Here is a 14,834-nt window from a genome sequence, read left to right on the forward strand (position 1 = left end):
TGCATAGTTTTGATAAAATCAATCCTAAATTAGTTTGACAAAAGGGCAAAAAAAATGGCAAAAAAATTTATTGATGTTATGGATACAACTTTTAGAGATGGCTTTCAGTCTGTTTATGGTGCAAGAGTTTTAATGGATGATTTTTTACCAGCAGTTAGCGCGGCAAAAGAGGCTGGTATTACGCATTTTGAATTTGGCGGTGGAGCTAGATTTCAAAGTTTGTTTTTTTATCTAAATGAAAATGCATTTGATATGATGGATAAATTTAGAAGCATCGTAGGAGATGAGGCAAATCTTCAAACTCTAAGTCGTGGTGTAAATACAGTCACACTTGATACCGGTAGCCGTGAAATTGTTGATTTACACGCTAAAATGTTTAAAAAACACGGCACTACAACAATTAGAAATTTCGACGCATTAAATGATGTTAAAAATTTAGAATTTAGTGGTAAATCTATAAAAAAATATGGATTAAAACACGAAATAGTAATTACTATGATGGATTTACCAAATGGGTGTGTTGGAGCCCATGATGCGGCATTTTACGAAAAAGTTTTAAAAGAAATTTTAAAAAGTGAAATTCCTTTTGATAGTATATGTTTTAAAGACGCTAGTGGAACATCAAGCCCTAATAAAGTTTATGAAACTATAAAAATGGCTAGAAAACTACTTCCACAAAATACTCACATTAGACTTCATACTCACGAAACTGCAGGCGTTAGCGTGGCATGTTATTTAGCTGCACTTGAAGCAGGAGTTGATGGAATCGATCTTGCAGCAAGTCCTGTAAGTGGTGGCACAAGCCAACCAGATATTTTAACCATGCTTCATGCTGTAAAAGGTAAAAACTATGATTTAGGTGGTCTTGATAGTGAAAAAATATTAAAATACGAAGATGTTTTAAATGACTGTTTGAAAGAGTATTTTTTACCACCTGAAGCTACAAAAGTAAGTCCTATTATCCCATTTTCTCCAATGCCAGGTGGAGCTCTTACGGCTAATACTCAAATGATGAGAGATAATAATATTCTTCATAAATTTCCAGAAGTTATAAAAGCAATGAGAGAGGTTGTTAAAAAAGGTGGATTTGGCACAAGTGTAACTCCAGTTAGCCAGTTTTACTTCCAACAAGCATTTAATAATGTCATGTTTGGAAAATGGAATAAAATAGCAGAAGGATATGGCAAAATGGTGCTTGGATACTTTGGAAAAACTCCTGTTAAGGCTGATGAGAAAATTATAGAACTTGCTAGCAAGCAACTTGGCTTAGAGCCAACTACAAGAGCTGCGATTGATATAGCTGATGAAGACTCTACAAAAAGTATAGCGTATGCTAAAAAAATACTTGAACACGCAAACATAGAAACAACTGAAGAAAACATTTTCATAGCTCTTGCATGTAAAGAAAAAGGAATTGCTTACTTAAAAGGTGAGGCAAAAGTAAATGTGAGAAAAGGAAAATTTGAACCAAAACCAGCTAAGCAAGGTGATTATACAATAATAGTAAATGGTGAAAAATACAATGTTCAAATTACAAGAGGTCAAAATCAAGATTTAAGCATTAAAAATATTGAAAAGTTAAGCTCAGGCAAAACCAACAAAAAAGAAGAAAAAAGACAAGCATCAAACAAAGATATAATTTCTGAAATTTCAGCAAATGTTTATAAAGTGCTTGTTAAAAATGGTGAAACTGTAAAGAAAAACCAGCCAATTGTTGTTTTAGAGGCTATGAAAATGGAAATAGAAGTAAATGCCCCAAGCGATGGCGTTATAAAAGAAGTATTTGTAAAAGTTGGCGGGAATGTAGAAAGTGGCGATATAATAGCCTCTTTGGAATAAAAAAAGTAAAACCAAATTTTAAATTTGGTTTTACAAATTTATTAATTAATTTTGAAGCCAAACTCCATTTTTTATATAATAACTTATTGGATAATAGGTTAATAAAATCACTAGAACCAAATTTGCAAACATGGAAATTTTATACCACAAATTTGAAATTTTTACATTTAACAAATCCATTATAAATATAAAAAATCCAGGAATTCCACCTATAAAAATAAGCGCATAAATAAAGTATCCAATATAATAATAATCTGCTTGAAGCATGCAAAATGGACATTTATGAGTAGGAAGTTCATAAATGTATGGTGAAAAAAATCTAATTATTGCATAAATTGTGGATGGTATAAATAAAAATGAAAAAATGCTTATCAAAAGATCAGCTTTATAATATGCAGATATGAAATTTAAAAAAAATAAAATATAAAAAATACCCAAAATAAAACTATCTTTATGCCAAAATTTCATATCGTGAAGTCCAATTTGTCTAAAAATATCACTACAACAAACCACAGGTTCACTTAAATTTATGCCACTAAAATGTAAAATTTCTAAAATAAATTCTAAAACTAAAAGCAAGAATAAGGGTATAAAAAATTTAAATTTAAGCTTTAAAAAAATGGAATTCTTAGTTTTAGAGTCTTCTTTATTTATTAATATCCAGCCACTTAAAAAGAAAAGATTCAAAATTTTTACTCCAAACATAAAAACACCATAATTTGTTGCATCAACTATCCCAGCAGCGCACATAGCACCTGGAACTAAAAACGAAATATCATCCATAGTCCAAACAAAAAATAAAAATAGTGGAATTTTTACTGCTAATATAAAAAATATAATGGTTGAAACCAAATATCCATTTTTTGCTAAGTTATACTGAGAATCTGAAAGAATATCGGGGTTGTAGTTTTTGACAATTTTAATTGCAAATACAAAAGCTATTGTTCCAAAAAAAATTATTAAACTCTCAACAACTAAAAGAGCTATTATAAAAGGTGATAACATAAGCATTTTAATCCTTTTTTAACTCATAAAAATCATTACCTAAGCCACTTTCTAATAAAAATGGATCATGTGTTGATATGATTATTGTTTTATCTTTCATTAAAGAAAAATATTCTATAAGTTTTTGACTTAATGCTTTATCTAAATTTGCAGTTGGCTCATCGGCTAAAATAATACTTGGATTATTTACTAAGGCCCTAATTATAGCAACTCTTTGCTGCTCTCCACCGCTTAAATTTAAGGCTTTTGATTTGATTTTTGAATAAATTCCAAACCTATCTAGAAGCTCTTTTATATACTCTAAATTTCCATTTTTATCAGGCAAAGTTGGGAGTAAAATATTATCAATCACACTTAAAGTTGGAATTAAATTAAAATTTTGAAAAATAATGCCTATATTTTTTCTCCTAAATTTGGAAGCAAATTTTAAAGATAGTTTAGAAATACTCTCCCCACCAATTACAATATCTCCAAAAGTTGGCTTATAAAGTCCTGCAATAAGACCTAAAAGCGTGCTTTTGCCACTTCCGCTAACTCCTTTTAAAAAAAATGTCTCATTTTTTTTAATATTAAAACTTATATTTTTAAGCGGAGTAAATTCTTGGCTTGTGTTTTCATTAAAAGTTTTAGTAATATTTTTTATCTCTATAAAATTTTCCATTTTGCCTACCTTAAAATTTCACCCGCATCACTTACGGCTATTTTCCATGCTGGTATTATACAAACTGCCACATATAAAGGCACTGTAACAAAAAACAAAAGCGCTATTATTTTAAAATTTAAATTAAAAACAAGCTCAAATGGAAATTTTAACTCACTATATCCTACAAAAATTTGCTTTAAAAAAGGTGCTTGCAAAATATAGACAAAAAATATTGCCAAACTTACACCAATAACAAAAGCAAAAACCGATAAAATTAAACTTTCCATCAATTTATAATTTATAATATGTGAAATTTCCCAGCCAAGAGCCTTTAAAATGCCTATTTCTCTTTTTTCTTCACTTCTTAAACCACTTGCTTTATCATATAAAACGGTTGCAAATGTTACAAAACATATCACAAAAAGCATTAAAAAAAGCCCACTTTTATAATCAAATAAAAGCTGATATTGTTTTAACATAGAATTTTTTGTAATGACTTTTAAATTTGAGTTTGAAATGGCTATTTTTTTGGCTATAAAATCAACTTCTGAAGGATTTGAAACATCTATAGTTATATCACTGAAATATGGTTTTTTAATACCTAAAATTTCTCTTGCAACATCCTCATCAAGCAGTATTATGTCGTTGTTTTCCAAAGAGTGGTTAAATTTATAAACCCCACCAACATTTACTTTTATCATACTGTTTTCTGGTGTAAAAAATGGCACACTTTTATAAAGTTTTAAATCCCCCTCTAAAACTTTTAAAATACTTTTTGAAGTTATCATAAAAGGCGGATTTTTACTTTCGTTAAAAACTTCGGCTATTTTTTCTATCTCTTTTTGATACTGCTCTTCAAAACTTTTTATACCAAAAATACTTAAATAAACCCTATTTCTTTCAAAATAATATTGCCCCCAAACACGCCCTTTTGCACTTTTTACTCCAGCAATTTTCAAAAACTCACCAGTTAAATTTCCCTCTATTAAATAGCTTCTCCCACCATAACTCTTACTTACCAAAATATCAGGAAATTCTTTTGAAATGCTTTTATATTCGTTATTTAGTGAGTTTGTTATCATCAAAACCGATGATAAAAGCCAAACTAAAACTCCAAAAATAAATGTAATAGTTAAGTTTTTATAACCATATCTTGTAATTGAAGCTAAGGTGTAATTAAATATATTTTTCATACTTACTCTTTATTGTTTATAAATTTTTTAGCATAGCCTGAGTTTACAAAAGTGCCAATTTCTACTTCTCTAAAGCCAGGATGAAAACTAAAAACATCATTTATCTCATAAGAAAACTGATGCCTTAAATATGGAGTTTCGTTATAAAATGCAAAACTATTTGTTTTGGTTAATTTTACAAACTCAAGCCTTTCATCCAAATGCTCATCTCTTGAGTTTAAATAAATTATCTGGGCAAACAAAAACCCAAATACAAAAATAACTAAAAAAATAAATTTATTATTCACAACTTCTTCCATCTAAAGCACAAGTTACTGAGTTTGTAATCTCATCAAATTTATAAATTTCAGTTCCGCCATGCTCAAGCCTAAAAGTTCTTGCACTTTCATGCATTTCAAAAGCAATTAGCTCATTTCCCATAGGCCCTAAAACATCGCTTCCCGCAACAAAAAAAGCTTTTTTTGCATTAATGACTTTTTGAGTGTAATAATCTCTTATTAAAATGCTAGCTTTATTTTTTATGTTTTCATCTTTTAAGATAAATTTCATCATATCTTTTGCACCATCAAAATGAAAAGTTTTATCTTCTAAATTAACCACAACTACCCATTTTGGATACTTATAGACAAACATTCCACAAATTGGACATCTATCAGTTTTAGAAAATTCTATTTTTAATTCATCTTTTTGCTTTTCAAAAAACCAGATATATTTTACTACAAGATCTGCTTTTTTTTCATCAAAAATGCCCTCTAAAATGCCACTTAAATTTTCAAAATTTTTGAGCCTATCATCATAGTATAAATTTTTACATTTTTTAAAAATATCAACTTTTAATTCATTTATAAATTTATAATCACTTTTTGATAGCTTTTCACACCTTTTTTCATAAATTCTCTTAGCCATTGTTTGATTAAATTTATCTTTTTTTATTTTACTTTGTCTTATGTAGGCTTTGTCAAATGCATTATCAAAATCGGTTATTTTACCACCAAATTTATTTGTAAAACTAATTGCATCATCTTTATTTAAAAAAGCAAACTCGCCTTTTTCATTTACCACATAATTTGCTTTTAAAGCAGGCATTAAGGACAAGGTTTTATAATCAGCAACTTTTATAGAGCTAAATAAAATATCCTCATCCATAGAGTGAAATGAAAGCTCTCCAAGGTCGCAATACTGTAAATTTTCACCACTTTTTAGCTTTGCAAAATATGCCGTTTTAATGCAATTTCTTAAAGGTTTTGCACTAAAGGATGAAAAATCATCTAATTTTGTAGATAAATTTTCATCTAAGCCTAACTGTAAATTTGGCTCATCCCCAAAAACAAATAAAGAAAAAAATAAAAAAACGGTTAAGCTTCTTATCATTTTATGCTTTTGCGATAAGCTCTATTTCTATTAAAACATCTTTTGGAAGTTTTGAAATCTCAATCGTGCTTCTAGCTGGTTTATGCTCTTTAAAAGCTTGTGCGTAAATTTCATTTACTACAGAAAAATCATCCATGTTTTTTAAAAAAATTGTTGTTTTTACTGCATCTTTTAGCGATAAATCAGCTTCTTTTAAAATCGCTTTTAAGTTTTTTAAAACTTGTTTTGTTTGAGTTTTTATATCATCTCCTGCAAGTTCACCGTTTGGAGTTAGTGGAATTTGTCCTGAAACAAACAAAAATCCATTTGCCTTAATAGCTTGTGAGTATGGACCAATTGCCGCTGGTGCCTCTAATGTTTTTATAACTTTCATTTTTTTCTCCTTAGTTGAAATTTTGTATTAAATCTTTAAAAATTTTACATAAATTTTTATATTCATCTATGCTAACTCTTTCATCTAGACTATGAATTCTATCATTTACCACGCCAAACTCAGCACACTCAACGCCAAATTTTGCAAAATATTTTGCATCACTTGTGCCACCAGCTGTGTTTAGCTTTGGCTTAATGCCAGATATTTTCTCCACACTTTTACTTAAATTTGTAATGATTTTAGAGTTTTTTGAAGTAATAAAAGGAAAAGATGAAGCTGAAATTTTTAAATCAATTTCATAATCATCATATAAATTTTTAATATAATTTTCAACTTTTTCTAAATTTGTAAGCATTCCATTTCTTACATTAAACATAATTTTTACTTCATTTGGAGTGACATTACAAACCTCCATACCACCACGAATATCGGTAATTACAATTTTGCTTGGCTCAAAAAACTCATCACCATTATCTAAATTAAATCCAGCAAACTCATTAAATTTAGTTGCTAAAATATGGGCTGGGTTAATGCACTTATTTGGATAAGCAGCATGTCCTTGTTTGCCCTTTATAGTTAATGTGCCATTAATTGACCCTCTTCTTCCAACTTTTATAGTATCTCCAAATTTTATATCAGAAGTTGGCTCAGCTACAACAGCATAATCAGGAAGTTCACCTATCTCATCTAAATATTTTAAAACCTCCCTAGTTCCATAAATAGCGTCCCCTTCTTCATCACTTGTTAAAAGTATGCTTAAAGTCCCATCAAAATCATCTGTTTCTAAAATCGCTGATAAAAACGCAGCAACGCCACTTTTCATATCTTGCGAACCTCTGGCATAGATATAGCCATCTTTAATTACTGGTTTAAACGGATCACTTTGCCAACCATCTCCTGGTGGAACAACATCAACATGTCCTGCAAAACAAAGGTGATTGCCATCACCAAATTTCTTTTTTAAAAAAAGGTTTTTAACTCCATTTTTTTCTATAAATTTAGTTTCAAAATCCACAAAAAGCATAGCTATATAGTTTAAACAACCATCATCATTAGGAGTAATTGATTTAAATTTCAAAAGTTCTGTTAAAAGCGAAAGTTCTTGATCTATCTCTTTTTTCATAAAATTTCCTTAAAAAAATGCTGATACAATAAATTTAAAGCAAAAAACAGCAACACAAAAGCTGAAAAATAAGCTAGTGCTCTCATCATTTTTTTACTTATAAAATTTTTACTTTTGTAAATAATAAGTGGAAAAACTAAAATCCAGCTTAAAATTCCTACAATAAGCCCAAAAAGTGTTAATGATAAATTATTTGTACTAGTTGTAATTGCTGCCATACTAAACCAAAAAATTATCACGTAAGGATTTGTTAAATTTAAAAAACATCCCTTAAAATAAGTGTTTAGATATCCTTTTGGCTCTAAATTTGATTTTGTTTTGATCTCTTTATTTACATCTTTTATAAGACCAAAAGCCATATAAATCAAAAACAAACTTCCAAAAATAGCAACTATTTTTAAAGTTATTGGAGTGTTTAATAAGTGCAAAACTCCAAAACTAAGAAGTATTAAATAAAAAACATCAGTGCTCATCGCTCCAAGCCCTAAACAAAGAGCTTTTGAATAGCTTGTAAAAGCGTATGACATTATTAAAATATTTAAAGGACCAATTGGCACTGCTACACCAAAACCAAGCAAAACACCTTGCAAAAATGAACTCATTTAAAATTCTGCTTTTTAAAATTCAATTTAAATTTCTTATCATAAACTAACTACTTTTGAGCCAAAACCACCCTCATTTGGTGCTCCGTCTCTATATGATTTCACACTTGGATGAGAATTTAAGAAATTTTTAACCGCTTTTGACAGTTTACCTGTTCCTATTCCATGTTTTATGATAACCTCATCAAATCCCATTAAAAGGCTATCTGAGATAAATTTATCTAAATTATTTAAAGCCTCTTCAACTCTTTGACCATGTAAATCTAAAACTAAATCTGGTTTTTGTGGTTTTTCTATACTTATTTTTATCTTTGATTTTTGATTTATAGGTTTAGAGTTACTTTTTTTAAGAAGTTTTAAAGGAACTCTAAGACTTAAATCATCCGTTAAAATTATCGCATCTGTTTTATTAAGCTTTGAAATAGTTCCTTTTAATAAACCATATTTTACATAATCCCCAACTTCAAAAGTCTCGTTTTGGGCTTTAAATTCAGGTTTTTTTATAGCTTTTCTAAACTCATTTGCTTTATTAATACTTCTTTGTTTATCTTTTGTATCTTGTAAATTTATACCTTTTTTAGCCTCATTTATAGCTTTATAATACTCTAATTCTAGTTTTGAAATAATTTCTTTTTGAGCATTTTCATAATTTTCTTTTTGATTTTTTAGACTAGTTAATAAATCATCTAATTTATTTTGTTTTTGAGAGGTTTTTTTTAGCTCCTCTTTTAGTTTTAACTCCAAATTTAAAGTCTTACTGATAGCTTCGTTTAAATTTTCTTTTTCATCTCCATAAAGTTCTTTTGCGTTTTTTACAATATTTGGTGAAATTCCATATCTCAAAGCTGTCTCAAAAGCATACGACTTTCCTATTGTGCCTTCTAAAAATTCATATTTTGGAAGAGATTTTTTTTCATCATAAAGTGCAGCAACAAGCTCCACATCGCTATTTTTAGCCAAAATCATAGCTAGACGCTTATGATGAGTTGTAATAACCATTTTTATATTTTGTTTTAAAAGATGCTGGGTTATAACAGCATAAAGGCTTGCTGCTTCTTCAAAATCAGTTCCAAGCTCTATCTCATCAATTCCTAAAAGAAGGTTTTTTTTACCAAAAAGTTTTGAAAAACTTAGCATTCTTCCAGCAAAAGTTGAAATATCATTTTTAGAGTTTTGCGGATCTTCCATGATAAGCGAAAACTCTTTAAAAGTGCCAATTTTGCTTTTATTTGCATCGATTCTCATAGGAAGTAAATACTTTGATAGTAGTGCTACGCTTAAAATTGATTTTAAGAGCATACTTTTTCCACCCGCATTTACACCAGTTATTAAAAGTATATTTTTAGTAAAATTTATACTTACTTTTTTTGGATTTTTAAGTATTGGATGAGCAAAATCCTTTATAATAATTTCGTTTGAATTTGACGCTAAGATAAACTCGTAGTCTTTGCTTTTGGCAAAATTTGCCCTTGCTACAACACTATCAAGACGATCAAATGATTTATTTATAAATCTTAAAAAACTTAAATTTTTATTAAAAATACCTGAAATTCTCTTACAATGTTCAAAGGTTATTTCCTCAATTTTATCTAAAATTTCAGCTTGATCGCTTTTTAGTTTTGATATTGCACTAGGCAAAACATAAAAATACCCACCACTACTTCTTGCTACAACACTTCCTTTTAAAGCGTGATTAAACCCACCTCTTACTAAAAGTGTTTCACTATCATTTATATAATGAATTTGAGTATCTACTAAATATGGCGTTAAACTTTTTGTATAAATTAACTTTTTAAGTTGCGAGTTAATCTCATCTTTTTTAATTTTAAAAGCATTTTTAAAAGTAAAAAACCTCTCATCAACACTATCTTTAAACTCACCTTTTTCATCAAAATAATTTGATATTTCTGTTATAGCTTCTGGAATTTCTATCTTTAAAAGCCAGTTTGCAAAACTTCCGTCAAACTCAATTTTTTTTATATAGTTAAAATATTTTATAATTTTTGAAATTTCATAGATTTCACTTATATGTAAAATGCCTAATTTAGAAATTCTCATCAACGCATCGTCTAAATTTGAGATATTTTCACAAAGCGTGACATCAAATTTTGATATTTCATCTATCCAGTCATAATAAGTTTTACTATCGCCTTCTAAAAAAAGTGGTTTTTTCCTTGCAAGATATGAGTTAAACTCGGCTAAGTATTCATCCAAGTCAAGTTTTTTAAATATTTCCATTTAAAACCTTGCAATCTTTTATATCAAATATTAAATTTTTAAAATTTTCAGGTGCGTCTCTTTTAGCACTTAAGCTTTTTGTTGCAGGAAGATAGTCAAAATTTGTTAAATTTGCATCTATTTTTCCACACTTTATCGTCTGTCCTTGTAAAAATGCAGTTACTATTGTGTCTAAATTTGAACTTTTTTCTTCGCTATTAATTTCAAAAAAATACCCAAATAGTGCAATTAAAACTAAAATTGATATAATTAAAGCTTTAATTTTTTTACTTAAATTTTCTAAGCTTAAAATTATTAAAATAAAAATTATTAAAGCTATAAAAATAACATATCTCATATTTTTTGCCTTAACTGATTTGATATATCTCCAGCACCAAACCCAACAACAATGCCTTCATTTAAAATATGCTTAACATCATAAATATCACTAAATTCTATATGATCATCTACTCTTTTTACAGAGTTTGCAAAAAGTGGATTTAAATGTGAAAACTCATCTTTTAATGAAATTCCATTATCACTTTCTCCAGCACTATAAACTGGCAAAATAACTAAATCATCACATTCTTTAAAGCATTCTTTAAAGCCATTTAAATTTGCTTTAAGCCTTGTAAATCTGTGTGGCTGAAAAATAGCTGTGATTTTATTAATCCCTAAAAGTTTTGCATACTCTTTTACACTTTTTAAAGTTGCTTTTATCTCAGTTGGATGATGAGCATAATCATCTATTAAAACAAAGTCTTTTTTTGCAACTAAAATGTCAAATCTTTTTTTTATGCCCTTATAAAATGTTAAATTTTTTCTAATTTCTTCAAGCCCTATTTGAGAACTTGCCGCTAAAATAGCAAGGCTTGCATCAATTGCGATATGCTCACCAATGCCAAAAACTTCAAATCTTCCTAAATTTTTAAGCCTAAAACTCATATATGGCTCATAATCCCTTAAAACAAGTTTAATGTCCTCTATATCTTTGCTTGGAAAAAGTTTAATACACTCTTTTTTTAAACTTCCTAAAAACTCATCTTCTGCGTTTATAACACAAATTTCAGCTCTTTCTAAAAAGCCTTTATAAGCAGCATGAAATTTTTCTATACTAAAATCATAATGTTCCATATGTTCTGGCTCGGCATTTGTTACAACAGCCAAGTAAGGATTTGAGTTTAAAAAACTGCTATCGCTTTCATCTGCCTCAAAAACTATCTTATCGCTTTCAAAATATTTCATATTTGAGCCAAACTGCTTTGAAATAGCTCCAATTATAACACTTCCTTCAATCAAACTTGAAAGCATTGCTGAGGTGGTACTTTTGCCATGAGCTCCAGCAACTGAAAAAACCTTTTTATCTTTTAAAACAAAGGGTAAAATTTCTTTTCTTGAATAGCATTTAATTCCTTTTTTATTAGCTTCCACAAGCTCTTCATTATCTGGCTTTATGGCAGCTGAATAAACCACAAAATCTTGATCTGTGATATTGTTTTTTGAGTGAGGAGTTGAAATTTTCATCCCTTCATTTCTTAAATCCCTTACCGTTTCACTTTCACTAATATCAGAGCCACTTATAATAAATTTTTTTTCTTTTAAAAATCTTGCAATTGCTGAAATTCCAATTCCACCAATTCCTATAAAATGAACTTTTTTCAAAATATTTACCTTTAAAAATTATTAGAATTGCCTATTTTACCAAAAACTTTTTAATATTTATCTATTTTATATACTTATTTTGATTATTTTATGTTATAATTTAATAATTTATTAATTAAAAATATAAGAAAATTAAATGCTGAAAATAAATTTTATAAAAAGGTGTTTTTATGAGAGTGTTACTTTGTATTTTAATTACTGTAATTTTTGGAAATGCTGGGATTATTGAGCGTTTTACAAAACCTGAAAATTGTAAATCATGCCATGATGAACAGTTTAGTGCGTGGAAAACTTCACTTCACTCACTTTCGCATGAAAAAAACAATGAACTTTATGAAAAAAGTGTAAGATTTGTAGCTCTTGAAGCAAGTAAAGGACATGCGGAAGTTTTAGTATCTTGTTCAAATTGCCACAATCCAAGACTTGAGATAAAAGAAGTTGATGATGTTTATACAATTGCAAAAGCTTTTGATCTAAAAACCCAAAAAACTGAAAAAATAGATGAGGCTTTAGGTGTTGAACATATACAAAATGGAATAAGTTGTTATATCTGCCACAATGTTGATAGCATAAAGGCAAAAAGTTCTCAAAACCAAGTGGGATATAAAAATTTTAAATGGACAGAAGATGATACTATTGTAGGCCCTTATGAAGATCCAGATAATAGAGCTGGTTTTCACACAAGCTCACAAAGAGATTTTTTTGTAGATGGAAATGATTTATGTTTATCTTGTCATCAAGGAACTGCTTTAAATAACCCTTTGGCTATTTATAATACAGGCGATGAACATTTACAAAGTGGCGATACCCAAAGATGTGTAGATTGTCATATGAAACCTACTACAAAAGGTATTATATCACCACATTCAAAACCAGAAACAGCTAAAGTAAGGGATCTTAGAGCTCACCTTTTTGCAGGCGTTAGAAACAGCTCTGAGCTTTTAAATGATTCTTTAAAAATAGATCTTAAAAAAATAGCTCAAAATAAAGTAAATTTAAATGTTTTAAATTTAACATCACACAATCTCCCAAGTGGATTTAGTGGAAGAAATATAACTATAATAGTTACATTTTTTGATAATAACGCAAAAGAGTTAAAATCACAAAGTATAAATTTTGAAAAAATTTATCACAATAAGCTTGAAGTTATAACTCTTTCATATACTGCGGATAAGCTTATATCAGATACTACTTTAAAAGCATATGAAGATAGAAATATAAAAATTGATATCCCACTTCATACAAGCTCTGCAAAAGTTGAGGTTTTATACTATGTTTTATCACCAAAACTTCAAGAAAGAATTATAATAAATGATGAAAAATACACAAAACCTTATGAAATTTATAAGGCTACATTTAGCTTAAATTAAGACAAGTTTTTTAACTTGTCTTCCAGGGTTTAATAAATATTTTTTAAAATATAGCTTTTTTTACTGATTTTATATATATTTTTAGTTTTATTTCAGTATAATGGCTCAAAAAACTATAACTAAAGGAAAATTTATGCGTTTAATATTTTTATTTTTTATCATGGTATTTTCTTTACAGGCACAAAATGCACAAATAGTTGAGAAATTTACAGATCCAAAAGCCTGTAGTCAGTGTCACAACTCCCAATATAGCATGTGGAAAACATCAGTTCATGCACTCTCACATGAAAAAAACAATGAGCTTTTTGCCAAAAGTGCAAGGCTTGTGAGTATAGATAGCTTTCAAACATACGAGCAAACATTGGTTGGCTGTTCAAATTGTCACAATCCAAGGCTTGATGTAAAAAATGTAAGTAGTAATTATGTCTTAGCTAAAACTTTTGAATTAAATACAAAAGAAACTGAATATGTTGATAGCTCACTTAAAGTAAAGCATATCCAAAATGGAATAAGCTGTTATATCTGCCACAACGTAGATAGCATAAAGCCAAGAGATGATGACTCACAGATAGGATATCAAAACTTTAACTGGGTAAATGGAGATATCATAGTTGGACCGTTTGATGATGAGCATCAAAGAGGAAAAGAGTTTCATTTGAGCTATAAAAGAGATTTCTTTAAAGAAAATAACAATCTATGTTTATCTTGTCATCAAGGAAAGGGAGGAAAAAGCGAACATTCAGTTTATAATACAGGGCATGAACTAATAAATTCTGGCTCAACTGAACTTTGTGCGGACTGTCACATGGGAAAAGAGGGAAGAGAGATAATATCACCAAATATTGAACCTGATAATGCAGTTTTTAGAAAAACAAGACCTCATCTTTTTGCAAGTGTAAGAAACAATCCAAGGATTTTATCAAATGCGCTTGATATTGATATTAATCAAATAGACAACAAAACAGCTAAAGTAAGCGTTATAAACAAAATAGCTCACAATATGCCAAGTGGATTTAGTGGCAGATCTTTAGAGCTTAATCTAACATTTTATGATAAAAATTCAAAAATACTAGATGATCAAAAGTTAAGTTTTGAAAAAAGATATAGAAGTAAAACAGGCTTTATAACTCTTTCATATAGTGCTGAAGTAATGGATAGTGATACTACTTTAAAACCAAATGAATCAAGAGAATTTGAAGTTGTATTTCCAAAAGGAACAAGCACTATCAAAGCTAAGCTTAATTACTATTTAATTCAGCCAGAACTTCAAAAAAGACTTCTAGTGAAGGATGAATCTTTTACTAAGATATATCCGGTATTAGAGCGCGAATTAATAATTAAATAATTTTTGAAAAAATATTATCGGTATAAGATATTTTATTATCTTATACCGATTTAAAATATTATAGATACAAGTAAAAAGTGTCGTTCTTGTA

At 28.6% G+C, this 14,834-nt stretch carries 14 protein-coding genes; 3 read left to right on the plus strand and 11 right to left on the minus strand.

Annotated elements, in window-relative coordinates; genetic code table 11:
* The first annotated feature begins 54 nt into the window (after positions 1 to 54).
* Positions 55 to 1,839: a biotin/lipoyl-containing protein gene (locus HMPREF9309_RS00775; protein ID WP_016646008.1), complete on the plus strand. Its 1,785-nt coding sequence runs from the start codon at positions 55 to 57 to the stop codon at positions 1,837 to 1,839.
* A 45-nt stretch (positions 1,840 to 1,884) separates the two neighbouring features.
* Here the strand turns inward: HMPREF9309_RS00775 and HMPREF9309_RS00780 are convergent, their stop codons facing one another.
* Genes HMPREF9309_RS00780 through murC form a run of 11 tightly spaced genes read right to left on the minus strand, consistent with a single transcriptional unit; the run spans position 1,885 to position 12,028 of the window.
* Positions 1,885 to 2,850 carry a hypothetical protein gene (locus HMPREF9309_RS00780; protein ID WP_016646009.1) on the minus strand — a complete coding sequence of 322 codons (966 nt, stop codon included), beginning with the start codon at positions 2,848 to 2,850 and terminating at the stop codon, positions 1,885 to 1,887.
* Position 2,851: 1 nt separating this feature from the next.
* Positions 2,852 to 3,505 carry an ABC transporter ATP-binding protein gene (locus HMPREF9309_RS00785; protein WP_016646010.1) on the minus strand — a complete coding sequence of 218 codons (654 nt, stop codon included), beginning with the start codon at positions 3,503 to 3,505 and terminating at the stop codon, positions 2,852 to 2,854.
* A 5-nt stretch (positions 3,506 to 3,510) separates the two neighbouring features.
* Positions 3,511 to 4,680, minus strand: coding sequence for an ABC transporter permease (locus tag HMPREF9309_RS00790; RefSeq protein ID WP_016646011.1), 1,170 nt, complete (start codon positions 4,678 to 4,680; stop codon positions 3,511 to 3,513).
* Between the two features lie 2 nt (positions 4,681 to 4,682).
* Positions 4,683 to 4,967: a hypothetical protein gene (locus HMPREF9309_RS00795; protein ID WP_016646012.1), complete on the minus strand. Its 285-nt coding sequence runs from the start codon at positions 4,965 to 4,967 to the stop codon at positions 4,683 to 4,685.
* Positions 4,960 to 6,051 carry a nitrous oxide reductase accessory protein NosL gene (locus tag HMPREF9309_RS00800; protein ID WP_016646013.1) on the minus strand — a complete coding sequence of 364 codons (1,092 nt, stop codon included), beginning with the start codon at positions 6,049 to 6,051 and terminating at the stop codon, positions 4,960 to 4,962. Before HMPREF9309_RS00800 ends, HMPREF9309_RS00795 begins: the two co-directional genes overlap by 8 nt.
* A gap of 1 nt (position 6,052) precedes the next feature.
* Positions 6,053 to 6,424 (minus strand): RidA family protein, encoded by a 372-nt coding sequence (locus HMPREF9309_RS00805; protein ID WP_016646014.1) that lies wholly within the window; start codon positions 6,422 to 6,424, stop codon positions 6,053 to 6,055.
* 10 nt (positions 6,425 to 6,434) lie between these two features.
* The gene (gene dapE, locus HMPREF9309_RS00810) at positions 6,435 to 7,547 is read right to left on the minus strand and encodes a succinyl-diaminopimelate desuccinylase (protein ID WP_016646015.1); all 1,113 of its coding nucleotides are present in this window, start codon (positions 7,545 to 7,547) and stop codon (positions 6,435 to 6,437) included.
* Positions 7,544 to 8,149, minus strand: coding sequence for a LysE family transporter (locus tag HMPREF9309_RS00815; protein WP_016646016.1), 606 nt, complete (start codon positions 8,147 to 8,149; stop codon positions 7,544 to 7,546). Before HMPREF9309_RS00815 ends, dapE begins: the two co-directional genes overlap by 4 nt.
* 39 nt (positions 8,150 to 8,188) lie before the next feature.
* Positions 8,189 to 10,387, minus strand: coding sequence for an endonuclease MutS2 (locus tag HMPREF9309_RS00820; RefSeq protein ID WP_016646017.1), 2,199 nt, complete (start codon positions 10,385 to 10,387; stop codon positions 8,189 to 8,191).
* Positions 10,374 to 10,724 carry a hypothetical protein gene (locus HMPREF9309_RS00825; protein WP_016646018.1) on the minus strand — a complete coding sequence of 117 codons (351 nt, stop codon included), beginning with the start codon at positions 10,722 to 10,724 and terminating at the stop codon, positions 10,374 to 10,376. Before HMPREF9309_RS00825 ends, HMPREF9309_RS00820 begins: the two co-directional genes overlap by 14 nt.
* Positions 10,721 to 12,028 (minus strand): UDP-N-acetylmuramate--L-alanine ligase, encoded by a 1,308-nt coding sequence (murC, locus tag HMPREF9309_RS00830; RefSeq protein ID WP_016646019.1) that lies wholly within the window; start codon positions 12,026 to 12,028, stop codon positions 10,721 to 10,723. The genes HMPREF9309_RS00825 and murC overlap by 4 nt, the downstream gene beginning before the upstream one ends.
* Before the next feature lie 170 nt (positions 12,029 to 12,198).
* Here murC and HMPREF9309_RS00835 point away from each other — a divergent pair, with 170 nt between their 5' ends.
* Together HMPREF9309_RS00835 and HMPREF9309_RS00840 are read left to right on the plus strand one after the other, a co-directional pair.
* Entirely contained in the window at positions 12,199 to 13,398 is a 1,200-nt protein-coding gene (locus tag HMPREF9309_RS00835; protein WP_016646020.1) for a multiheme c-type cytochrome, read from the plus strand.
* 133 nt (positions 13,399 to 13,531) lie between these two features.
* The gene (locus HMPREF9309_RS00840) at positions 13,532 to 14,743 is read left to right on the plus strand and encodes a multiheme c-type cytochrome (protein WP_016646021.1); all 1,212 of its coding nucleotides are present in this window, start codon (positions 13,532 to 13,534) and stop codon (positions 14,741 to 14,743) included.
* Positions 14,744 to 14,834: the final 91 nt, after the last annotated feature.

The sequence above is a fragment of the Campylobacter ureolyticus ACS-301-V-Sch3b genome, from assembly GCF_000413435.1.
Classification (GTDB): domain Bacteria; phylum Campylobacterota; class Campylobacteria; order Campylobacterales; family Campylobacteraceae; genus Campylobacter_B; species Campylobacter_B ureolyticus_A.

Excerpts from the sequence above, each read along its gene's own strand:
- HMPREF9309_RS00790 (WP_016646011.1), bottom strand. The coding sequence starts at position 4,680 with ATGAAAAATATATTTAATTACACCTTAGCTTCAATTACAAGATATGGT.
- HMPREF9309_RS00785 (WP_016646010.1), bottom strand. The coding sequence starts at position 3,505 with ATGGAAAATTTTATAGAGATAAAAAATATTACTAAAACTTTTAATGAA.
- HMPREF9309_RS00805 (WP_016646014.1), bottom strand. The coding sequence starts at position 6,424 with ATGAAAGTTATAAAAACATTAGAGGCACCAGCGGCAATTGGTCCATAC.
- HMPREF9309_RS00815 (WP_016646016.1), bottom strand. The coding sequence starts at position 8,149 with ATGAGTTCATTTTTGCAAGGTGTTTTGCTTGGTTTTGGTGTAGCAGTG.
- dapE (WP_016646015.1), bottom strand. The coding sequence starts at position 7,547 with ATGAAAAAAGAGATAGATCAAGAACTTTCGCTTTTAACAGAACTTTTG.
- HMPREF9309_RS00780 (WP_016646009.1), bottom strand. The coding sequence starts at position 2,850 with ATGCTTATGTTATCACCTTTTATAATAGCTCTTTTAGTTGTTGAGAGT.
- HMPREF9309_RS00800 (WP_016646013.1), bottom strand. The coding sequence starts at position 6,051 with ATGATAAGAAGCTTAACCGTTTTTTTATTTTTTTCTTTATTTGTTTTT.
- HMPREF9309_RS00835 (WP_016646020.1), top strand. The coding sequence starts at position 12,199 with ATGAGAGTGTTACTTTGTATTTTAATTACTGTAATTTTTGGAAATGCT.
- HMPREF9309_RS00825 (WP_016646018.1), bottom strand. The coding sequence starts at position 10,724 with ATGAGATATGTTATTTTTATAGCTTTAATAATTTTTATTTTAATAATT.
- HMPREF9309_RS00840 (WP_016646021.1), top strand. The coding sequence starts at position 13,532 with ATGCGTTTAATATTTTTATTTTTTATCATGGTATTTTCTTTACAGGCA.
- HMPREF9309_RS00775 (WP_016646008.1), top strand. The coding sequence starts at position 55 with ATGGCAAAAAAATTTATTGATGTTATGGATACAACTTTTAGAGATGGC.
- HMPREF9309_RS00820 (WP_016646017.1), bottom strand. The coding sequence starts at position 10,387 with ATGGAAATATTTAAAAAACTTGACTTGGATGAATACTTAGCCGAGTTT.